Below are 22,234 nucleotides of genomic sequence, written 5' to 3' on the forward strand. Positions count from 1 at the left end.
TCCGAGTGTCGTTCCCCGCCGCTCGGTGAATCTCGCGGTCCCGGCGGATTTCAGGGATGTGGCTGTGGCGGCGAGACTTCGGTGCATAGAATATCGCGCGCTGCCCGCGACGAAGGCCGGGCGGGTCGGCGGCGGGGGCGAGGACGACGTGACTGAGCTGCGGGAACCGGCGACGCAGAGCAGGCCTGCCGAAGGCTGCGCACGCACGTTCGCTTTTCCTCGCCCGCGATGCTTACGGCGTGCCGGTGATATCCCGAACGCTCACCACAAAGCGGCCCACCCCACAGCGGTGGGCCTTTTTTCTTTTCCGTGGAGTGTGATGCCATGAAACGAGTCGGAAGAGACTCACGCCGGTCGGCCTGGAGATTCAGGGATCCGCTCGCGCGAACGGGCTTGTCGGTCCTCTTACTGGCGGGCGGCGCCGTGGGAGCGACGTCCGCACCGTCCTCGGCCGCCGCCGACGGCACGCTGACGGTCGAGGTGCTGCGCGACTTCTTCGGCACCGGCGTGCTCAACGCGACGATGGACGTGCCCCAGCGGGGCATGAAGATCGAGGTCTCCGACCCCGCCGGACACCATGTCACCGGCGTCACGGACGCCACCGGAAAGGTCGTGGTACCCGCCTCGGACGTGCTGAGCGGCGGCCGTTACCGCGTCGACGTCAGCGTTCCGGCACCGTACGACGGCCATCTGAGGGCGGCACCCGCGTCGACGGCGGAGAACCACTTCGACAGCTTCACGTCCTTCGTGGACGTGTCGGACGGCAAGGACGCCTCGGTGGTCACGGGGGTGTGGGACCCGGCCGACTACGCGCTGCCGGACACGCGGTACTTCGTGCCCGTCCACAACGGCGCCGGCGGGACCGACGAGCGGGCGCTCGTGGCGTTCGGGACGAAGGTCCGCGGCACCTGCCCCACGGACACGGCGTGCCCGACCACGCTGGCCACGCAGGACCAGGTCGGCACGACGTTCGGGCTGGCGTACGACAAGGACCGGACCCGGCTGTTCCAGAGCGCGTTCGCCCGCCGGTACACCGCCTACGGCCCGCAGGGCGGGGGCGCCGTCTACACGGTGCCGGTCGACGGCTCGGGCGCGCCGCGGCTGTTCGCGCAGGTGCCGGACGCCGCGGTGACACGGCACGACACCGCGCACCTGATCAAGGATCCCGGATTCACCGACGCGCCGGGCAAGGAGAGCATCGGCGGCCTCGCCCTGTCGGAGGACGGGGCCACGCTCTACGCGGTGAACCTCCGCTCCCGCAGCCTGGTGAGCTTCGACGCGACCGGAGCCACCGCCGCGGCGCCCCGGGCGACGGTCCCGATCCCGGACCCGGGGTGCGCGAGCCCCGGCGACTGGCGGCCGTTCGGTCTCCAGGTCCACGACAACACGCTGTACGTCGGCGGCGTGTGCAGCGCGGAGAGCACACAGCGGCGCGCGGACCTGAAGGCCGTCGTCTCCGTCTACGACGGCAGGCGGTTCACCACGGTGCTCAGCCACCCGCTCACGCAGGAACGCGGCAGCGTCTTCGGTTCCGGCGACATCGCCACCCACTGGAACCCGTGGAACACCCGGCCCGACTCGTGGGACGACCGGAAGTCGGGCAGCGTCTTCATCGACCCGCAGCCGGAGCTGGCCTCCCTCGCCTTCGGCCGCGACGGCTCCATGGTCCTGGGCTTCCGCGACCGGTTCATGGACGTGCTCAGCTGGGGCGGCCTGGACCCGCGCCCGGGGAACGACACGGCGGAGAACGGCATGTCCGGCGGCGACATCACCATGGTCTGCGCCACCGCCACCGGTGAGTACCAGTGGGAAGGCACCGGAAGCTGCCCCGACCACGCCACGCCCGCCGACAGCGGCGGCCAGGGCGCCGGTGTCATCGAGTACTTCCCGGGCGACTTCTACGCCAACGCGCACCAGGAGACCGCGCTGGGCTCGGTGGCCTACATCCCCCAGCAGCAGTGGGTCGTCAGCACGGAGTTCGACCCGGTCGTGCACGTGGCGACCTCCGGGACCGGGTACCACGACATCACGACCGGTCAGGGACCGGGCAACAACCCGACCGCCAACGGCTTCCAGTTCGTGAGCCAGGAACAGGGCGGGTTCGGCAAGGCGGGCGGACTCGGTGACATCGCGTACGCCGCGGCGAACGCCCCGGTCCAGATCGGCAACGTCGTGTGGTTCGACGGCGACCACAACGGCATCCAGGACCCGGGGCACGTACTGCTGCCGGGGGCGACGATCGACCTGCTGGACGCGGACGGCAAACAGGTCGCGACGACCAGGACCGATGCCGCCGGCGAGTACTACTTCGGCGGTGTCGGCGCCGACTACCAGCTCACACCGGGCGCGAAATACACGGTCCGGTTCGACGTGTGCACCGCGGACACCGGCCAGGTGCCCGAGCAACCCCCGGCGAGCGAGCTGAGGTTCACCCTCCCGCGGGCCGGTGCCGACCGCGCGCACGACTCCGATGTGACCCCGCCGACCACCGGCCCCCTGTGCGACGGCCGCGCACCGGTCACGGCACCGGACAGGCCCGGGGGCGTCGATCACACCATCGACGCCGGGGTGTACATCCCGAAGGCGGCACCGAGCCCGAGCCCCACCCCGACTCCGTCGCCGACCTCCACTCCGTCGCCGGGCCCGGCCTCACCGCCGGCCTCCGCGCCGCCGTCCCCCGCACCGCCCGCGAACAACCCGGCCCCGGCCGACTCAGGCCCGGGTTCGATGGCGCACACCGGTATGTCCGGGGTGCCGCAGCTGATCGGTCTCGTCGGGCTGCTGGTGGGCAGTGGTCTGGTCGTCGCGTTCGTGAGCCGGCGGCGCCTGCGCAAGCACTGAGTCACCTGGCCGACAGCGGTCTGCCGACCGTCGGGCGACGCCGTGATCGCCCGGCGGTGCGGCAGCCGCGAGCGAAGAAGGGATGAGGCGAAGAGTGTCAGCGTCGAGCCGCACCCGGAGCGTGACAGGACGGCAGGTTCCACCGGACGGTGCGGCCACAGGACGCCGATGGCGGCGGACACGCCGGACCGTCGCCGCCGCCATCGGCCTGGCGGTCGCCGCGGTGGCCGCCGTGGCCGGGTTCCTGGTCACCGGCGGCGGCTCCGGCCCCGGCGGGCCGCGCGCCCTGACCTCGGACGAGGCGAACCGGCTGGCGATCACGCGGTTCCGCAACTACCAGGCGCACGGCCGCGCCATGACGATCACCGTGCCGGGCACCGCCGGAGCACTGACCGTCACGGCGTCCGTCGACTACCGGGGCAAGGCCGGTTACGGCGTGGTGCGCGGCACCGGGCGCGGCACCTCCAGCGACGGGCTGATCAGCTGGACGGCCACCTCGGTGTCCGTCCACCCGATGGCGGACGCTCCGGCGTACGCCCCCGCGGTGCCGCCCCGCTCGGACTGGTACCGCCGTCCCCTGCTGGCGTCCGGCAGCGCACTCGACAGCTCACTGGCGATCGCGCTCGGTCTGGGCAGCGACCGGCCGGACAACGCTCAACTGCTGCCGCAGAACGGCGCAGCCTGGCAGGGCCGGGACGAGGTGGACGGGCACCGGGTGGACATCATGACCGGGCCGGCCGCCGAGCACCGCTCCGGCACGGCGGGCGACGTGCGCTACTGGCTCGGCCCGGACGGCACCATGTACCGGGTCCGCGTCAGCGTGGGCTCGGAGTCGCAGCCGGTGGACATCGACTTCGACACCCACCGCTACGTTCCCGTCGCGCCGGTGCCCGGAGCCGCCGTGAGCCGGTAGCCGCGGCTCAGGACACCCGCACCCGCGCGTTCGCGGCGAGCAGCGACACCGGCGGCAACGGGATGTCCGCCGTCCTCGGCAGGGCGGGGACGGCGGGGACGGCGGTGGCGCCCGTGGTGGCGGCCCGGGGGAACTGCGGCTGCGGACCCGGCGCCGCGACCTCGGTGAACGGGATGCCGCCGGGTGCCGTCGGCGCCGTCCACCTGCCGGCGGGGGAGAGCGACGCGGCCGGACGCGGACAGGCCGCGACCTCCGCGAGCCGTGCGGGCACGGTGGAACGCAGGGCGTTGCCCCGCAAGCAGTTGCCCCGCCCCCGCGTGGCGGTGGGGAACGTCCAGCCGACGTCGACACCGTTGCCGGTGAAGGTGTTCTCCACGATCCGGTTGCCGACCGGAGGCAGGTCGGCCGAAGCGGTCAGCACCAGCCCGGCGCTGCTGTTGCCGGTGACGCGGTTGCGCGTGAACTCGTTGTCGCTGCCGCCGTCGACGCCGACGCCGATGCCCCACCCGCCGTCGGCCTGCTGCGGCGTGGCCGTCTGCTGATTGGCGGCGATCAGATTGCCCGCGACCACGGCACCTCGCTGCGGGAGCAGTTTCTCCTGGTGGTCCGAGTCGGTGGTGAGCCCGACCCGGTTGCCGGCCAGCCGGTTGCCGACCACATACATGTCTCCACCGGCGTTGGTGCCCTCATAGCCGACCGCGTTGAGCTCGGCGACGTTGTCCCGCACCACGATGCGGCAGGGCTTGCACTGTCCGACGTAGATCCCCGAGTCGGCGGCGCCCGACGCGTAGGAGTGCTCGATGACACCGTTCTGCGCGGAGAACGCGTAGATGCCGTACAGGCCGTTGCGGGTCGCGGTCACGTACGAGACCAGGAACGACTTGAGGAAGGTGACGGGCTCCTCGCCGGTGTCGTAACCACCGCTGCGCCCCGGCATCCCGGCGGCCGCCTTCGCCGAACCGGTGACCAGGACGCCGTTCTGCGTGTTGTTCTCCACGGTCAGGTTCTGCACGGCCACCCCGGGTGCCGCGACGACCACGCCGTTCGGCTGCCGCAGCCGGCCGTCGATGACGACCTTGTCCCGGGACACACCGCGCAGCGTGACACGTGCCGTGCCGATCCGCACCGACTCGTGGTACACCCCCGCGGAGACCAGCACCAGGTCGCCGGGCCGGGCCAGGGACACCGCGGAGGAGATCGTCGGGGCATCGGCGGGCACCCGGATCGTCACCTGCGCACCGTCCGGCCGCCGCCCCTTGTCCGACCCGTCGCCACCACCGCCGCAACCGACCGCGAGGGACAGCGTGCCCAGTACGGCCGCCAGCACGCGAAGAGCTAATCGAGGCATGATCCCAGTCTGGCACGGTGCCCCGACCGCGCGCCGGAGTATGGCGGTTCACCGGCGCGCGGGCTCTCGGTGTGGCACCCTCGCTCCATGCGCCGAGCCGCCCCCCACCCGTCGCGCCGCAGGTTCCTCGATGTCACCGGTGCCATGGTGGCCGCCGGGCTGACCGCCGGGTGCACACCGGACCCGGCCCGGCCGGGCCGAGGCGCTCCTTCCGCACCGGCCACGCCCGTGACGGTTCCGGCGGCGGGCCGCCACCAGGCAGGCATCACACTTCCCCGGACGGCCCAGCGCAACCTGCTCGCCGTGGTGGCCGACCTCGGCCCCGACGTGGCTCCCGGCCCGCTGCTGGCCGAACTCGGACAGACCGTGAGCGCCCTCGTCGCGGGCACCGACCCGCGGCTGCTGGGCCTGCCGCCGGGCGACCTCACCGTGACCGTCGGCGTGGGCCCCCGCCTGGTGCGGGCGGCCGGCGCCGCACTGCCCGGTGCGACGGACCTTCCGGAATTCTCCCGCGAGCGGATCGCCCCACGGGCACGCGGCGGCGACCTGCTGATGCAGATCTGCGCCGGTGACGCGCTGCTCCTCCCGGTCGCCGCCGCCGCGCTCCTGGACCAGGCCGGGGCGCGCCTGCGCGAACGCTGGCGGCAGTCCGCACGCCGCGGTGCGGACGTGCCCCTGGGCAACGGCCTCACCGCGCCCCGCAACCCGCTGGGCTTCATCGACGGCATCGTGGGCCCGCACACGGCCGCCGAACAACAGCGCGACCTGTGGCTGACCGGACCGCCCGAGGTCGCCGGTGGCACCCTCGCCGTGCTGCGGCGCATGGAACTCGATCTGCCGCGGTTCGCGGCGCTGTCCGTCGCCGAGCAGGAAGCGGTCTTCGGGCGGCACAGGGCCGACGGCGCCCCCCTCTCCGGCGGTCCCGTCGCCGCGGGTCCGGACCTCGGCGCCAAGACGGCGGACGGCCGCTATCTCGTCCCCGCGGACGCCCACGCGCGCAGGGCCAACCCCGCCGTGGTCGGCACCGGCCTCATGCTCCGCCGCTCCTACAGCATCGACGACCCCGCACCCGGCCTGCTCTTCATCAGCTTCCAGAACGACCTGCGGACCTTCACCGCCACCCTCACCCACATGGACACCTCCGACGCACTGCTGCGCTTCACCACCACGACCGCCGGAGCGACGTTCCTCATCCTCCCGGGCTTCGACCGCCAACACCCCCTCGGTTCCCGGCTGTTCGGCCGACCACGCTGACCCCGGCGCGCCTCGGCCTTCTCCCGGACCGCACCCGTCCACCGGCTCGGACCGTCCCTGCCGCTCCTCGAGCTGCTCCTCGGGAGCGGCGCCGGTGCCGCGCCGTTCAGGCGCCGGTGCGCCTGCGGCGGCGGCCACCGGGGACGTGCCCCAGGACGGCCGCCGAGGAACGAGGAGAGGTGGTGGCGGTGGCGGACCGGGCGGCTCGCGCGACCGGGCGGCCCTGACCGCGCTCGGCCCGCGACGCCCTCCCTGGCCCCGGCCCGTACGCTGAAACACGCGCCCGAACGCACCACACACACGGGAGGCCGGCCGCCGGAGGTGTGCGGGACAGCCGTCCCGGCCTACACCACCCGGGTGCCGACGACGCAGGTGTCGTCGTCCGTGTCCGACTTGCTGTAGGTCAGCAGGCGGTCGAGCTGCTGATCCAGCGTCCTCGGCGCCGTCAGGGCCGTGGCCAGCAGGTGGGCCAGGGATTCCTCCACGCTCCGGTCCCGGCGCTCGATCAGCCCGTCGGTGTACAGCAGCACGGTGTCCCCGGACGCCAGCTCCAGCTCCGCCTCCTCGTACACGGCGTCGGGCACCGCGCCCAGCAGCAGGCCCTTGATGAGCGGCAGGGGAGCGGCCTCCGGCCCGCGGACCAGCACGGGCGGAAGGTGGCCCGCCCGCGCCCACCGCAGGACGCGGCGGTCCTGGTCGTACAGCGCGCAGACCGCGGTGGCGGTGACCGCGCCTGTGAGGTGGTGCGCCACGATGTTCAGCCACGACAGCAGTTGGCCGGGCCCCGCCCCGGTCACGGCGAGCCCGCGCAGGGCGTTGCGCAGCACCACCATGCTGGTCGCGGCCTCGATGCCGTGCCCGGCGACGTCGCCCACGCAGAGCAGCACCAGCCCGGACGGCAGTACCACGGTGTCGTACCAGTCGCCGCCCACCAGGTGCTCGGTCTCCGCCGGCCGGTAGCGCACGGCGATCTCCAGACCCGACACCTGAAGCGGAGCCTGCGTCGGCGGCATGATGGCGTGCTGCAGTTGCAGGGTGAGCCGGTTGCGCTCGGTCGCCTGCTGCTCGGTGTGGGCGAGTTGGTCCCGGGTGGCGGCGAGCGCGACCTCCGTCCAGTGCTGGGCGGAGATGTCCTGGTAGGCACCCCGGACGGCGAACAGCCGGCCGTCGGTGTCCAGCACCGGTTCCGCGACCACCCGGATGTGCCGGGTCACCCCGTCGGGCCGTTGCAGACGGAACGCCGCGGAGGCCGGCCTGCGCTGGTGCAGCACCGTCCGCAGGAACCTGCCGAGCGGCACCGCGTCGTCGGAGTGCGCGTGCTGGGGCAACTCCTCCAGAGGCACCGGCGAACCGGCCGGTTCACGCCCGTACAGGTGGAACAGCTGGTCGTTCCAGGTGATCTCCCCGGTGAGCAGGTTCTCCTCGAAGCCGCCGATACGGCCCAGGCGCTGGGCGTGCTGGAGGAGGCTCGCCAGCCGTGCGGTCTCGTCCTCGATGCGCCAGAGCAGCAGGACGCTGGTGCCGTGCCGGCTGATGCTGATGTCCGCGACCGTCGACAGCGGCACCTGGTCGACCAGCGACATCAGCTGCATGCGCCGGGCCCGGAACGGCTCGCCCGTGGCCCACACCCGTTCCACCCGCTGGAACAGCTCGCTCTTGCCCGCGGCCATGGGATACGCCTCCAGCAGCAACGCCCCGTTGACGACCGCGCGGGGGCGGCCCGCCGGGTCCAGGAAGCGGCTGTTGACGTGCTGGATGCGGAAGTCGACCAACTGCCCGGAGCCGTCGACGTGCGGGACCAGGACCAGGGCGGGATCGTGCAACCCGTCCGCCAGGTCCATCAGTTCGGCCGTGGGCGGCAGGATCCCCGGCTCGTGTCCCGCGTCCCGGTGCAGCGTGTACGTCTCCAGGGTGTGCGCGCACAGCTCGGCCAGGGCGTCCACCTGCCGGACGATCTGCGGCGGCTGGGGTTCGAGCGGTTCGGGCCAGGCGATCTCCAGCACGCCGTGGATGCGGCCGCCGGTGCCCGCGGGGACCGCGACCCGGCCGCCGTCCGGGTGCGCGTGCCGGCCGATGGTCGGCAGCCCCGTTCCGGAGAGCGAAGGCAGCCACTGCCCGGCCCGCTCGGTCAGGGCGCGGCGCGCCACCGTCGCCACCTCCGGCGGGACGTACCGCCATCGGGTGGCATCCGCCGGGGAGAACCCGGCGCTGCCGACGAGGGTCAGCGAGCCGTCGGCGCCCGCGGCCCACACGGCCACGGCCACCGCGCCCAGCGGACGCAACGCGTGCTCCAGCAGGGAGTCGGCGACGGCCTGGGTGTCGTCGGCCGCCAGCACCCCGCTCTCGGCCGCCCGCAGCCGTACGGCGGCGGTGTCGCGCTCCACCGCGCCACCGGCGGCGGCCAGGAAGGCGTCCGTGACCTCCGCCACCCGGTCCCGGGCGGCCTGGTTGATGACCTCGACCGCGAACTCCAGCGTCGTCATCCTGGCCTGCGCGGTCAGCTCGGCGAGTTGCCGGGCCGCCTGTGCCGGACCGCACCCGAGCCGCTCGACCAGGATGCCCTTGGCCATCTCGACCAGGGCCCGGCCCTCCGCCTCCGCCTGCGCGTTGCGCACCTCGCGGCGCAGCCGTTCCACCGTGGCGGCCAGCCTGCCGACGGGCGAGGCCGGTGCGCGGCCGGGCGCGTCCGGCGGCGCCGAGGCGCCGCGGGCGGCCGGCAGGACGGGCGCGACCGGCTCCGGGCGGTGCTCGGTGTCCCGCGGCCCGTGCGGTTCTTCGGTGGTGCTCACGATGCGGATGCTCCTCGGCTGAAGGGTGCTCGCTCGCTCACGCGGACAGCCAGCGTCGGACACAGGCGATCAGGTCGTGCGCATCCACGGGCTTGGTGACGTAGTCGCTCGCCCCCGACGCCAGGGACTTCTCCCGGTCACCCGGCATCGCCTTCGCGGTGACGGCGATGATCGGCAGATCGGCGTACCGGGGCAGCTTGCGGATCTCCGCCGTGGCCGTGTAGCCGTCCATCTCCGGCATCATCACATCCATCAGCACCAGCGCGATGCCGGGGTTGCCGAGCAGGGTGTCGATGCCCTTGCGCCCGTTCTCCGCGTGCAGCACCTGGAAGCCGTACATCTCCAGGATCCCGCTGAGCGCGAAGAGGTTGCGCGCGTCGTCGTCGACGACCAGGACCGTACGGCCCCGGAAGCTCGCGTCGACAGGCGGCGCGAGGTCATGGGGCTCCTCGGGCCGTACGAGGGAGAGCACGTCCCCGGGTTCCTCGGCCGACAGGTGCAGGACGATGCGTTCGCGCAGTTCGTCCAGGCCGGAGAGGAACTCCACGGACCCGTCGTCCCCGTACCGGCGCAGCAGCTCGCCCGAGCCCGCGTCGGCACGGTGGCCGCCGTGGACGAGCACGGGCACACCCGTCAGCCCGGAGTCGCTGTGCAGCGCCGTCAGGAACCGGTCCGCCTCGCCCTCGGGCATGTCGAGGTCCAGGACGACGCAGTGGCAGGGCCTGGCCGCCAGGGCGCCCGCGGCCTCCTGCGCTCCCACCGCGGTGATGACGTCCACCGCGGGCAGCGCGGTGCCGTCGTCCGCGCTGTGCCGGGACAGGTCCGCGACCACGCTCTCGGCGACCAGGGTCAGCAGCCCACGGGACCGCTCCTCGACGACGAGCAGCCGGCGCGGGTGCTGCCGGGCCGGACCGGTGGCCTGCACCGTTCCGGCCACCGGCCCGGCGAGAGCGGCCGGTTCGTCCGGTGCCTGCTCGGCGGGACGGCCGATGAGGGGCAGCCGGTCGAAGTCGGGCCGGGCCACCGGCAGGAACAGCGTGAAGGTGGTGCCCCGGCCCGGCGTGCTGTCCACCACCACGGCGCCGCCCAGGAGATGGGCGATCTCGCGCGTGATGGACAGGCCCAGACCGGTGCCGCCGTACTTGCGGCTCGTGGTGCCGTCCGCCTGCTGGAAGGCGCCGAAGATCGACTCCAGGTGCTGCTCCGAGATGCCGATGCCGGTGTCCTTGACCCGGAAGGCCACGACGGCGCCGCCGCGTACGACCCCCTCGGGCACCTCGTCGTCCGTGGCGGACTCGATGGCCAGTTCCACGCTGCCCTGCTCGGTGAACTTCACCGCGTTGGACAGCAGGTTGCGCAGGATCTGCCGCAGCCGGGAGTCGTCGGTGAGCAGGTCCGCGGGCGTACCGGCCGCGGTGCTGACGTCGAACTCCAGGCCCTTCTGCGTGGTCATGGGCCGGAACGTGGCCTCCACGTACTCGATGAGCCGGTCCAGCGGCACCCGCTCGGGAGTGACGTCCATCTTGCCCGCCTCGACCTTCGACAGGTCGAGGATGTCGTTGATGAGTTGCAGCAGGTCACTGCCTGCCGAGTGGATGATGCCCGCGTACTCGACCTGCTTCGGCGTGAGGTTGCGCGAGGGGTTCTGCGCCAGCAACTGGGCGAGGATGAGCAGGCTGTTGAGCGGGGTGCGCAGCTCGTGGCTCATGTTCGCCAGGAACTCCGACTTGTACTTCGAGGCCAGCGACAACTGCTGTGCCCGTGCCTCCAGTTCCCGCCGCGCCTGTTCGATCTGGAGGTTCTTCGCCTCGATGTCGCGGTTCTGGTCCGCCAGCAGCGACGCCTTGTCCTCCAGCTCGGCGTTGGAACGCTGCAGTTCGTCCTGCTGGGACTGCAACTCGGCCGAGCGGGCCTGGAGTTCTGCCGTAAGCCGCTGGGACTCCTCCAGCAACTCGTCGGTACGGGCGTTCGCCACGATCGTGTTGACGTTGACGCCGAGGGCCTCGCGCAGCTGCTCCAGGAAGTCCTGGTGGACCGGCGTGAACGCGGTGAGCGACGCCAGCTCGATGACGCCGAGGACCTGGTCCTCGAACAGGATCGGCAGCAGGATCAGCGCACGCGGAACGGCCTGGCCCAGCCCGGAGGAGATGGTGACGTATCCCGCAGGCAGGTCGCCGACGGCGATGGTACGGCGGCTGTGGGCGGCCTGGCCGACCAGCGAGCGGCCGAAGGAGAAGCGGGTGGGCCGGATGTCGTCCTCGGCCCGGCCGTAGGAGCCGACCAGCCGCAGCTCGGGGCCGCGCTCCCCGTCCTCGGCGAGGTAGAAGGCACCGTACTGGGCGGACACCAGCGGTGTCAGCTCCTCCATGATCAGCTCAGCCACCACCGGCAGGTCCCGGTGCCCCTGGAGCAGGGAGGAGATCCGCGCCACATTGGTCTTCAGCCAGTCCTGCTCCTGGTTGGCCCGGGTGGTCTCGCGCAAGGACTCCACCATGGAGTTGATGTTGTCCTTGAGCTCGGCGACCTCGCCGGACGCCTCCACGGTGATGGACCGGGTCAGATCACCCTCGGCTACGGCGCTGGCCACGGCGCCGATCGCCCGCACCTGGCGGGTCAGGTTGCCCGCCAGCTCGTTGACGTTCTCCGTCAGCCGCTTCCAGGTGCCGGAGACGCCCTCCACCTCGGCCTGGCCGCCGAGGCGGCCCTCGGTGCCGACCTCGCGGGCGACGCGGGTGACCTCGTCGGCGAACGCGGAGAGCTGGTCGACCATCGTGTTGATGGTGGTCTTCAGCTCCAGGATCTCGCCGCGCGCGTCGACGTCGATCTTCTTCGACAGATCGCCCCGGGCCACCGCGGTCGTCACCAGCGCGATGTTGCGCACCTGGCCGGTCAGGTTGTCCGCCATGGAGTTGACGTTGTCGGTGAGATCCTTCCACGTGCCCGCCACGTTCGGCACATGGGCCTGGCCGCCGAGGCGGCCCTCGGTGCCGACCTCGCGGGCCACGCGCGTGACCTCGTCCGCGAACGCGGAGAGTGTGTCGACCATGGTGTTGATCACATCGGCCAGGGCCGCGATCTCGCCCTCGGCCTCCACCGTGATCTTGCGGGACAGATCGCCCCGGGCCACGGCGGTGGCGACCTGCGCGATGGAGCGGACCTGTCCGGTCAGGTTCGACGCCATCACGTTGACGTTGTCGGTGAGGTCCTTCCAGGTGCCGGAGACGCCCTTGACGTCGGCCTGGCCGCCGAGGCGGCCTTCGGTGCCGACCTCGCGGGCGACGCGGGTGACCTCGTCGGCGAAGGCGGAGAGCTGGTCGACCATCGTGTTCATGGTCGTCTTCAGCTCCAGGATCTCGCCCCGGGCGTCGACCGTGATCTTCTGCGAGAGGTCGCCCTTGGCGACGGCGGTCGCCACATGGGCGACGTTGCGGACCTGGCTGGTCAGATTGCCCGCCATCGAGTTCACCGAGTCGGTGAGGTCACGCCAGGTGCCCTTGACGCCCTTGACGTCGGCCTGGCCGCCGAGGCGGCCTTCGGTGCCGACCTCGCGGGCGACGCGGGTGACCTCGTCGGCGAAGGCGGAGAGCTGGTCGACCATCGTGTTGATGGTGCTCTTCAGCTCCAGGATCTCGCCCCGGGCGTCCACGGTGATCTTCTGCGAGAGGTCGCCCTTGGCCACCGCCGTCGTCACCTGGGCGACGTTGCGGACCTGGCTGGTCAGGTTGCCCGCCATGAAGTTCACGGAGTCGGTGAGGTCCCGCCACACACCGGCGACGCCGGGCACCTTGGCCTGGCCGCCGAGGCGGCCCTCGGTGCCGACCTCGCGGGCGACGCGGGTGACCTCGTCGGCGAAGGCGGAGAGCTGGTCGACCATCGTGTTGACGGTGTTCTTCAGCTGAAGGATCTCGCCGCGCGCCGGGACGTCGATCTTCTGCGACAGGTCGCCCTTGGCGACGGCGGTCGCCACCTGGGCGATGTCACGGACCTGCGTGGTCAGGTTGCCCGCCATGGCATTGACGGAATCCGTGAGGACGGCCCAGGTCCCGGACACCCCGGGCACCTCCGCCTGCCCGCCGAGCGTCCCCTCCGTACCCACCTCCCGGGCCACCCGGGTGACCTCGGAGGTGAACACGGACAGCTGATCGACCATGCCGTTGAACACGGTCGCGATGTCGCCCATGAGGCCGGCGGCGTCCTCGGGCAGCCGGGTGCCGAAGTCACCGTCCCGTACGGCCGTCAGACCCGCCAGGAGCTGCCGCAGCTCCCGCGCGTCCGGCACGGTCTCGACAGCCTTGGTCCCCTCGCTGGTCATGCGCATCCTCGTCCCGCTCGTCCATGCCCGAAATCCCCTTGGCCACGCACGCACGGATCATTCACGTGAACCCCCGAGGGTGTGTTCACGCGATGCCGGTTCAGCAGAAGGGCAGCCCCCAGCGCTGCGGACACTCCGCGCGACGTGTCGGTTCCCCGGCGGGCCCGAGGGACCTGCCGCGAAACCCGGGCTTCCGCTGCCTGAAAGTCCCGGTGCTGCTCTGTGAGAGCAACGCGACTCCGTAGCTTAGACCAGAGACCCGGGCGCCCGACCGGCCAGATCCCCCGGAGTCACCCGGCAGAGCGGCGGCACGGAGGGGCGGTCGGAGCGGGCGACTTGGAGGACGGGCCGGCGGCGTCGCTCCGGCGTCTCCGGCGTGACGTGTGAGGCGGCCGTGCGCCGGACGGCCGCCGCGAGCCCCAAGACGCCGCGGCGACGGTCAGCGGTCCAGGGCGTCGGGGAGGGTGGGATGACAGCCGATGACCTCGTCGACGCCGACGATCTGCAAGGTGCGCAGCACCGTGGGGGAGGGGGCGGCCAGGCGCAGCCAGCCTCCCGCCGCTGTGGCGGCGTGGTGGCCGTTGAGGAGCAGGTTGATGCCGCTGGAGTCCATGAAGGTGACCTGCCGCATGTCGACCGCGACGCGGGCGGGTCCGGGGGCCTCCAGGGCCCGGCGGAGCGTCTCGCCGGTGTCGTGGTCGATCTCCCCGGCCAGGGTCAGGACGCGGACGTCGTCGCAGGTGGTGGCGGTGACCGACAGCCCGACCGGCTGGGGTGCCTGGGCGGCGGCTTGGGTGTCTGTCGTGTGTCCTTCGGCCATGCGGGTGATACTGGCACACCGCGACCTCGCCCGGCAGTACCGCCCCGCACGGCGCGGACGAGCCGACAAGGTGCGGGGCGTGCTCCGCACGAGCGGGGGTATGCGCGCGTGACGGGATCTGGTCAGTGAGGACGGCAGCAGTGGTGACAGCGCCGGTGGGCGAGGACGGCATCACGCCGGACGGACAGGGTTTGAGGACCACGGCCGCGTTGGACGGGGACGGCCCCGGCATCGCCCGCGCCCGTGGGCTGGCCGTCGACTTCCTCACCCGGGCGCGGGCCGAGCACGGTCTGCCCGTCTCGCAGCGGGCGATGGATCTGACGCAGCTGGTGGTGAGCGAGCTGGTCACCAACGCCCGCAAGTACGCTCCCGGCCCGGCCGCGCTGGACCTGCGCATCATCGGCGACATGGTCGAGATCGCGGTGTGGGACTGCGATCCGGTGCTGCCCGTCGCCCGAGCCGCGGACGCCGCCCGCGTCGGGCAGCACGGCCTGGAGATCGTGAGGGCCGTCGCCCAGGAGTTCACGGCACAGCGCGAGCCGGTCGGCAAACGCGTCACGGCCCGCCTCGCCCTCGCCGACGACATCGGCTAGGAACCCACCTGGGCACCGGCACCTGTGAGCGGGTCCCGGGTCAGGGCGACGTCTGTCCGATTGCCCCCGCGGGGAATACGGGCCGCCGGCCGGGCCAGAGAACGGGGACGCAGATCTCGCACAGGTGCCGGACGAGCATGGCGGGCCGGTAGCGTTCGAGGACGGGGCGTGCGGTGTCGAAGATGAGGGACTGTGCGGCAAGTCCGTCGAACAGGCCGGCCCAGGCGTGTGCGAGGCCCTCGGCGGTGTGCGCGGTGGTGAGGACCGCGTGGCGGCCACCGGCGATATGACCGGCCTGGACCTCGGGGTGGCGGACTTCGGCTTCTCCATCTGTATTCCGTTCGCCTCCCCATAGGGGCCTGTTCGTCTCAGATAGGCGATACGGAATTCCGGTATTTCTTCCACCGTGAACACGTTCTCCTCCTCTTTTCGAGCGGCGTCGAGGCCACGGTACCAAGGTATAAAATTCGTTCTCGCTGGTTTTTCAAACGAAAAGAAGAGGCGGGCGTATTCAGCGCATCAGGAGATCGATGGCGACCTTCAGCCGTTCGAGATAGAACTCCTGTGCCGCCGCCTGGTGCTTCAGGCCGGTCGAGGCGCTGATCAGCGTCTGGGCGATCTGCCGGGCCGTCACCTGTCCCGTCTCGGCGGCGATCGCGTCGGTGACCAGTTGCTCGAAGCGTTGCGGCGTGGTCACGGCGATCTCCCCCAGCAGGCCGGGGTTGTCCTCGATGACCACCGCCACATCGCGGGCCAGCGGGCCGATGTGGCGGCCGGCCCAGTGGTCGAACGCATCGAGAAGGCGCTCTCCGAGAGGGCGGCCGGTGTCGCCCAGGACGTGTTCGACCGCTGCGATGTCGCGTTCCAGCGCTTGGGTGACGGCGGCGCGGAACAGGCTCTCCTTCGAGGAGAAGAGGAAGTAGAGCCCGGGTCGGGAGATGTCCGCGGCCCGCGCCACCTCCTCCATCGAGGTCTTCCGGTAGCCGAATCGGGCGAACGTGACCATGGCGGAGTCCAGAACCATGGTCCGGCGGTCGGTGTCGGCGACGGCGGCCGGGGAGCCGCCGGTGGTGGAGCTGGTCGTGGACCTGGTCATGGACCGACCCTACGAGCGATAGTCCAACTATACAAACTAAGCTCAGTACGTATAGTGGCAGCCATGACCGCTCGCGAACCCGTCTCCACGCCCTTCACCGCCGCCAGCACCGCGGACGAGGTACTGCGGGGCGTCGACCTCACCGGTGTCCGCGCGATCGTGACGGGAGCCTCCTCCGGGATCGGGATCGAGACCGCGCGCTCGTTGACCGCCGCCGGGGCGGAGGTGACGCTTGCTGTCCGGAACACGACGGCGGGGGACACCGTCGCCGAGACGATCGGGAAGTCGACCGGCGGGACACGGCCCCGAGTCGTCCGGCTCGACCTTGCCGACAGGGCCGCCGTCACACGGTTCGTCGACGCGTGGGACGGTCCGCTGCACCTGCTGATCAACAACGCGGGCGTGGTCACCGGCGGGCTCGAACGCACGCCTGAGGGCTGGGAACTGCAATTCGCGACGAATCATCTCGGCCACTTCGCGCTCGCCACCGGCCTTCATGGCGCCTTGGCCCTCGGAGCGGCCGACCGCGACGGAGCACGGATCGTCTCGGTCAGCTCGACGGCGCACATGCGTGCCGGTATCGACTTCGACGATCTCCACTTCGAGCGGCGCGACTACGATCCGCAGATCGCCTACGCCCAGTCGAAGACGGCGAACTCCCTCTTCGCCGTCGAGGCGAGCCGGCTGTGGGCATCCGACGGCATCGTCGCCAACGCGGTGAACCCCGGCGGTGTCGCGACGGGACTGCAACGGAACCTCACCGCACGGCAGAAGGAGTCGCTCGACGCGGCCGAAGCCGCCGGAGTCTTCACCTACAAGACGGTCGAGCAGGGGGCTGCCACCAGCATCGTCGCGGCCGTCGCCCCGCAGTTCGCGCGCTCCGGAGGTCACTACCTCGACGACGGGCGGGAGGCCTGCATCGTGACGAACGACGCCGACCTCGCACAGCACCCGCACGGGGTCAAGGAATGGGCGCTCGATCCCGCCACCGCAGAGCGCCTCTGGGCGGTCTCGACCGACCTGCTCCGCCTCTGACCACCCGGCGCCACGGCAAGCGGAAACCCTCGCCTTCTCGGTCGGTCACCGCATCCTTGGGGGACGAGTCAGAGTCAGGCGCCCTCAGGATCCAGGTCGGCCAGCAGACGCGGGCCGGACGGGGTCCACCCGAACCGCTGCCGCGTGCGTGCGCTCGATGCCGGCTTGTCCACGGTGGCGAGGTGTCCGAGGAACCCGAGCGCGTCCGCCTCGACGGACCGGACGGGGACGCTCAGCGCCCGTCCGATCGCCGTCGCCGTGTCCAGCAGGGTGACGCCCTCCTCGTGCACGGCGTGCAGCACGCTGCCCGCGGGGGCTTCCTCCACGGCGATCCTGAAGAGCCGGGCGGCGTCGCGGACATGGACAGCGGGCCAGCGGGCGGAACCGTCTCCCACGTAGCCGGACACGCCGCCGCGCCGGGCCAGGTCGAAGAGCGCACCCGCGAACCCTCCGCGTCCGCCCTCGGCATGGACGGTGTGCGGCAGCCGTACGACGGCGGAACGCACACCCCGCGCCGCCAGGCCGAGCGCGGCGCGCGCGTTCTGGGCCCGCCCCGCCAGGGGCCCGGTGTCCTGCGGGTCGTCCTCCTCCGTGGCGGCCCTGCCGGGGACGGCCGGGACGGTGGCGGCGGCGACGAACGGCTTGCCCGTTCCGGCCAGTACCGCACCGATCGCGTCGATCGCGGCACGGTCCGTACGTACGGCCTTGGCGAAGTCGCCGAAGTCGTGGACGAAGGCGAGGTGCACGACGCCGGTGGCCGCGCGGGCGCCGGTGCGCAGCGCGTCGAGGTCGTCGAGGTCACCGCGGAGCACCTCCCCTCCCGCGGCCCCGATCGCGGCCGCCGCCGCGTCCGTACGGGCCAGACCGAGAACCTGATGGCCCGCCGAGAGCAGTTCGGGGACGACGGCGGACCCGATGAACCCGGACGCACCGGTGACGAACAGTTTCATGATGCCCCCTCACAGTCCCAGCAGGCGACGGGCGTTGCCCGCTCCGATCTTGTCCTTCTCGGCCGGTGTGAGGGCGGCGCCCTCGAGAGCGGCGACGGCGGCGCTCGTCCGCTCGTACGGGTAGTCGACCGCGAACAGGACGGCGTCCGCGCCGAGCACCCTCACAAGTGCTTCGACGGCAGCGGGGGAGAGCACACCGCTGGTCGTGACCAGCACGTTCTCGCCGAAGTACGCCGACGGGAGGCGGCGCAGCGGGCGTGGGTGGGTGAGCGTGGCGTACCGCGAGTCGAACCGGGAGAGCTGGAAGGGAAGGAACTCTCCCGCGTGGCCGAGGATCATCCGCGCGTTCGGATGGCGGTCGAAGACACCGGAGAGCACCACGCGCAGGGCGTGCCCGCCGGTCGTCGCCTGCCAGCTCCACAGCGCGCCGTCCATCTCCGGGTGCCCCGAGAGCACATGCCACGAGTCGGCCGGTGGCATCCCCGGGTGCAGATAGAGCGGCACGCCGAGGTCGGCCAGCGCGGCCCAGACCGCGTCGAACAGCGGATCGTCGAGATACCTCCCCTGCACATGGTCGTTGACGAGAACACCCTTGAACCCGAACTCGCTCACCGCACGGCGGAGTTCGATGACAGCCGCGGCCGGATCCTGGAGCGGGAGCGCCGCGAAGGCCGCGAACCGGCCGGGGTGCGCCGCCACGATCCCGGCGAGGGACTCGTTGACGTAGCGGGCGTTCTCCACCGCCCGGGCCGGGTCGGCGTCGGCCTCGATGCCCGGCACGGTCAGCGACAGCACCTGCATCGCGATGCCGTTGGCATCCATGTCCGGCAGCCGCAGCTCCGTGACGTCCGGGAGCCGCGCGGCCATGTCGGCGTAGAACTCGGGGGCGATGTTGTCCGGCGGGGGGAACGGCGGCCGCCGCTCGGCGAGCCCGGGGAGGGCGATGGCCTCTTCGAGGGCGATGTAGCCGCCCATCAGAGGCTCGCCACCGGCACGAGGACCCGCTCTCCGCGCGCTGCCTCGTTCTTCTGCACTGCGATGCGCATGACGCCCCTCTCTTCGGTGCACACTTGTCGACCACATGACTGAACAAGTGTTGGTGAATTAAGTGAACGCCTGTTGGTTACGGGTGTCAAGTGAGGGTGATCCAGGCGGCCACGTCACTTCAGGCGGGACCGGGGGAGGTTGTCGACCATCATTCCGAGGGTGAACTCGAACCGGTCGTGCCCGGTTCCGGAGGTGGTTGGTCGGGACCATGCCCAGCGCGGCCCGGGAGACTCCGGGGTATCTCAGGTACTGGTCGCGGATCTGCCGGGCCGGCACCCGGACCTGCGGGCGCTCATCGAACAGGCCGACCCGGACAACAGCACCCTGCTGTCCATCCGGGTGGTCGCACCAGCCGTCAGGACCTCCTCTCCGCGGTCGCCAGCTACGAGCGGCAGAGGTTCGAGTACGGCGGCGAGGTCGTGCGCGACAGCCACGCCGCCCTGCCCGCCTACGTCCCGGACGCGGAACGATCCGAGTCGGCACAGGAGGCCATGGGAGAACGTCTCAACTGCCCGGTCGGCAGCACCAGGTGGGGGTGCGGGCGGCGACATCGGTCGCACCACCCCCGCGCCGCACCCGCACCCGCTCCCGCTCCCGCTCAGCCGACCGAAGTGTCCCGCGCCGTCACGCCTGCCCCGGCGAGGGCTTGCTGCCTGAGAGCGCCACCGAACAACTGGATCGTGGTGGCGGTCAGCACGTCATCCCTGCCGATGGTCCGCCCGTCCCCGATACGGTCGGCCGGGGCCCGGAGGGAACCCCCGCGGACGACCCTGGCCGCGTCCCGGGCGAGATCCGTCAGGAACACGCTCGCGATGCCGTCCAGGTCGCGGACCATCGCCGGGACGGCCGTCACCCCTCGGCTCCGCAGCAGCCTCCTGATCCCGGCCTCGAACCTGTGGGCGCCGGCCACAGCACTCGGTCTGCGCGGCCCGCGGCGCTGACGAGAAGGTACGACGACACCCTCGGCGTCGTACAGGACACCGGTCAGACCCCGAAACGTCGGGCTGTGGTGGTACCAGTCGGTGCCCACCTCAAGCTCGACGTTCCGGTCGATCGCCGCGAGAAGGTCGCCCGGAACCAGCTTCTTCCGGGCCTCCTCCGCCGCCGCTCTCCTCGCGCCGTCGATGATCTCCGTCAGCACTGTCCGCGTCACCGACGCGGCGGTCCACGCGGCCGACCGGGAGACGTGCATCGGGGTCACGTCCCTGAACACCGCTTTGACGAGCGGGGACTTGAACGGCGAGGCATCCGGCCCGAAGGTGATCTCGTTTCTCATGAGAGGTCCGCTGGGGGGCTGGTGAGGCGTCCGCCGGCGATGGCCGGAGACCGCGGGGTCACCGGCCGCGGGCGAGAGCCCGCAGGGCGGAGTCGCTCGCGGCCTCGGACGGGCCCCCCGGAGCGACGTGACCCGCAGGAACAGCGGTCTCGGCCGAGAGTTCGGCGACGGCTCGCGACGGCGTAAGACCGCTCTCCTTGTGGGCGCGCAGCCTGCGGCCCCACTCCACTCCCGCCTTCATCCCTTCGACACCCCGGTCGGCACGCGGAATGAAGTCGGCGGCGTCGGACGCGTCCTGGAACCACAGATAGCCGAGGGTGCCCTGCCCGTCGACGACCTCCACGTACTGGACCGGGCCGTCGGCCGTGCTCGCGTAGTCGACCGGGCCACCCGGCTCGGGGGTGAAGGAGAGTCGCTCGTCGAAGCGCGGATTGTTCGCTCGTCCGTCACTCATGGTGAATTTCAGCCGTCCGTTCCTGCTGCTGGTGCTCTTACAGCGCGTCGACGTTCCCGCGCGCTCGATGTGGTGCCGCGTCGGCCGTTTCCCCCTGGAGCGGCCCGCCGCCCCCGCCGACTAGTACTTGTGTCCCGAGTACGAGTGGTGGTGAGACGACGGCGCCGGTGCGTAGTGGTGGGACGACGACCCTGATGCGTGGTGCTGGGACGACGGCCCCGGCGCGGGGTGGTGGCCGCCACCGTGGTGCGCGCCGGGCTTGCCGGTCTTCTTGGCGGCCTCCATGGTCTTCGCCTCCGCGAGCTCCTTCGAAGGCTTCAGGATAGTCGCGTCGATGTACCACTGCTCTTCGCCGTACTTGTTCACATCCGGGGTGACCTTGTCGACCCGGTACTTGCAGTCGTTCTTCAGCAGCAGCTCCAGCTCTCCCGAGCCGTAGTGCGACACGTATTCCATCCACATCGCGGGCGTGCCCGCGGGCACCCGGAACCGGAAGACGAACCGCTTGTGCTTGTAGTTCCCGACGGGCTTCGAGCCCAGCGAGGTGGACAGGAACCCGAGCTCCGTGAACTTCCGCCCCTCAAGCTTCCACGGTGAGTTCTCCATGCCGTCGGGGACGAAGTCGGAGCCACGGGAAACGATCACATTGTCAGGTATCGGTTGCACGTCAAGTGCCGCACGTAGCGTCTTGACCTGGGACTTCACCTTGTCGATTCCGTCTTTGCCGGCGTTCTTGACGTGCTGCCCGCGGAGATACTTGTTGGTCTCGCGGTAGGTGGGGTAGTCGAACTCGAAGTCACTGTTGGGCTCGTCGGTGTAGTCCCTGAGCGCCCGCCGCTTGCCGCTGGACATCTGGTCCATGGCGGAGCCCCAGACGTTCCGGCCGTATTTCTTGGCGTCCGCCGAATGGTCGAACACCAGCGACTCGTCCCAGTTGTTGCCCTCCTTGGGGGCCCGCTGCACAGCCAGCTGCCGCGTCGCCGCCGTGTTGCCCGCCGCGCGCTGGAGGAAGCGCATGGCGTCGGCCGTCATCGGCTTGGCCGAGGCGAGGAGTTTGGCCGGGGAGGCCGCCTCGTTTCGCTGTGCGGCGACGGCTTGCAGGAGGTGAGCGGCGTCGGACATCCGCTCCTTGCGTTCGCGCATTGCGGTCCTCGGGAGAGTTCGGCCGGTCCCGGGGCGTCGTCCCGGACCGGATACGGCGCTCCCATGGCACCCGCTGCGACGTACGGCGTCCAGGTACGCCGGGGCAACCATCGGGGCAGTCCTGTGGAAACCCCGTCCGGGGCAGGGGACGCTGCACCTTCCAGGGCGGGAGCCTGGCCCAGTACGAGGACCCGGAGTCCGGGCTGAGAGTGCACGATCTCTCCCTGCGTGACTGCCGGGCCGGCGGTGTGCTGCACGGTGTGCGGTTCAACGACGTCTCCGTGCACGACCTCGCTTCCGGCGAGCGGGCGTCGCCGTTCGCCTGCGTCTTCCGGCACGTCACCCTCTCCGCGACGTATCCCG

Annotated in this window: 16 protein-coding genes; 5 read left to right on the plus strand and 11 right to left on the minus strand. The window is 71.6% G+C overall.

Features of this window, described 5'->3' with window-relative positions; genetic code table 11:
* Nucleotides 1-423: 423 nt before the first annotated feature.
* Entirely contained in the window at nt 424-2,841 is a 2,418-nt protein-coding gene (locus A8713_RS31505; RefSeq protein WP_064537840.1) for an SdrD B-like domain-containing protein, read from the plus strand.
* A gap of 232 nt (nt 2,842-3,073) precedes the next feature.
* Nucleotides 3,074-3,754: a hypothetical protein gene (locus A8713_RS31510; RefSeq protein ID WP_064537841.1), complete on the plus strand. Its 681-nt coding sequence runs from the start codon at nt 3,074-3,076 to the stop codon at nt 3,752-3,754.
* A gap of 7 nt (nt 3,755-3,761) precedes the next feature.
* Here A8713_RS31510 and A8713_RS31515 read toward each other — a convergent pair whose 3' ends face one another.
* Complete coding sequence (locus A8713_RS31515) at nt 3,762-5,102, minus strand: NosD domain-containing protein (RefSeq protein ID WP_173860939.1); 1,341 nt, start codon at nt 5,100-5,102, stop codon at nt 3,762-3,764.
* A gap of 87 nt (nt 5,103-5,189) precedes the next feature.
* Here A8713_RS31515 and A8713_RS31520 point away from each other — a divergent pair, with 87 nt between their 5' ends.
* On the plus strand, nt 5,190-6,356 hold the full coding sequence (locus A8713_RS31520) for a Dyp-type peroxidase (RefSeq protein WP_064537120.1): 1,167 nt from the start codon (nt 5,190-5,192) through the stop codon (nt 6,354-6,356).
* 344 nt (nt 6,357-6,700) lie between these two features.
* Here A8713_RS31520 and A8713_RS31525 read toward each other — a convergent pair whose 3' ends face one another.
* The 3 genes from A8713_RS31525 to A8713_RS31535 all read right to left on the minus strand — a co-directional run bounded on the left by A8713_RS31525 (nt 6,701) and on the right by A8713_RS31535 (nt 14,277).
* Nucleotides 6,701-9,145, minus strand: a complete 2,445-nt coding sequence (locus A8713_RS31525; RefSeq protein ID WP_107440750.1) for a SpoIIE family protein phosphatase — start codon at nt 9,143-9,145, stop codon at nt 6,701-6,703.
* 37 nt (nt 9,146-9,182) lie between these two features.
* A complete protein-coding gene (locus A8713_RS31530; RefSeq protein ID WP_107440751.1) occupies nt 9,183-13,457 on the minus strand; it encodes a HAMP domain-containing protein in 4,275 nt (1,424 codons plus the stop codon).
* Between the two features lie 439 nt (nt 13,458-13,896).
* The gene (locus A8713_RS31535) at nt 13,897-14,277 is read right to left on the minus strand and encodes an STAS domain-containing protein (RefSeq protein WP_173860940.1); all 381 of its coding nucleotides are present in this window, start codon (nt 14,275-14,277) and stop codon (nt 13,897-13,899) included.
* A gap of 143 nt (nt 14,278-14,420) precedes the next feature.
* Between A8713_RS31535 and A8713_RS31540 the strand changes: the two genes are divergently transcribed.
* On the plus strand, nt 14,421-14,870 hold the full coding sequence (locus A8713_RS31540; RefSeq protein ID WP_237305511.1) for an ATP-binding protein: 450 nt from the start codon (nt 14,421-14,423) through the stop codon (nt 14,868-14,870).
* A gap of 40 nt (nt 14,871-14,910) precedes the next feature.
* On the opposite strand, the gene A8713_RS35030 is transcribed toward A8713_RS31540, so the two are convergent.
* Entirely contained in the window at nt 14,911-15,327 is a 417-nt protein-coding gene (locus A8713_RS35030; protein ID WP_443069754.1) for a GyrI-like domain-containing protein, read from the minus strand.
* 54 nt (nt 15,328-15,381) lie between these two features.
* Nucleotides 15,382-15,876: a TetR/AcrR family transcriptional regulator gene (locus A8713_RS31550; protein WP_237305592.1), complete on the minus strand. Its 495-nt coding sequence runs from the start codon at nt 15,874-15,876 to the stop codon at nt 15,382-15,384.
* Between the two features lie 153 nt (nt 15,877-16,029).
* Between A8713_RS31550 and A8713_RS31555 the strand changes: the two genes are divergently transcribed.
* Nucleotides 16,030-17,001: an SDR family NAD(P)-dependent oxidoreductase gene (locus tag A8713_RS31555; RefSeq protein WP_064537123.1), complete on the plus strand. Its 972-nt coding sequence runs from the start codon at nt 16,030-16,032 to the stop codon at nt 16,999-17,001.
* Nucleotides 17,002-17,075: 74 nt separating this feature from the next.
* On the opposite strand, the gene A8713_RS31560 is transcribed toward A8713_RS31555, so the two are convergent.
* From A8713_RS31560 to A8713_RS31580, 5 genes are all read right to left on the minus strand, one after another.
* On the minus strand, nt 17,076-17,951 hold the full coding sequence (locus tag A8713_RS31560) for an SDR family oxidoreductase (protein ID WP_064537124.1): 876 nt from the start codon (nt 17,949-17,951) through the stop codon (nt 17,076-17,078).
* Nucleotides 17,952-17,960: 9 nt separating this feature from the next.
* A complete protein-coding gene (locus A8713_RS31565) occupies nt 17,961-18,926 on the minus strand; it encodes an amidohydrolase family protein (RefSeq protein WP_064537125.1) in 966 nt (321 codons plus the stop codon).
* 670 nt (nt 18,927-19,596) lie between these two features.
* A complete protein-coding gene (locus tag A8713_RS31570) occupies nt 19,597-20,274 on the minus strand; it encodes a hypothetical protein (protein WP_064537126.1) in 678 nt (225 codons plus the stop codon).
* A 58-nt stretch (nt 20,275-20,332) separates the two neighbouring features.
* Nucleotides 20,333-20,728 carry a hypothetical protein gene (locus A8713_RS31575; RefSeq protein ID WP_079159214.1) on the minus strand — a complete coding sequence of 132 codons (396 nt, stop codon included), beginning with the start codon at nt 20,726-20,728 and terminating at the stop codon, nt 20,333-20,335.
* A 120-nt stretch (nt 20,729-20,848) separates the two neighbouring features.
* A complete protein-coding gene (locus A8713_RS31580) occupies nt 20,849-21,871 on the minus strand; it encodes an ADP-ribosyltransferase (protein ID WP_064537128.1) in 1,023 nt (340 codons plus the stop codon).
* Nucleotides 21,872-22,234 lie beyond the last annotated feature (363 nt).

The organism is Streptomyces sp. SAT1, from assembly GCF_001654495.1.
GTDB lineage: Bacteria > Actinomycetota > Actinomycetes > Streptomycetales > Streptomycetaceae > Streptomyces > Streptomyces andamanensis.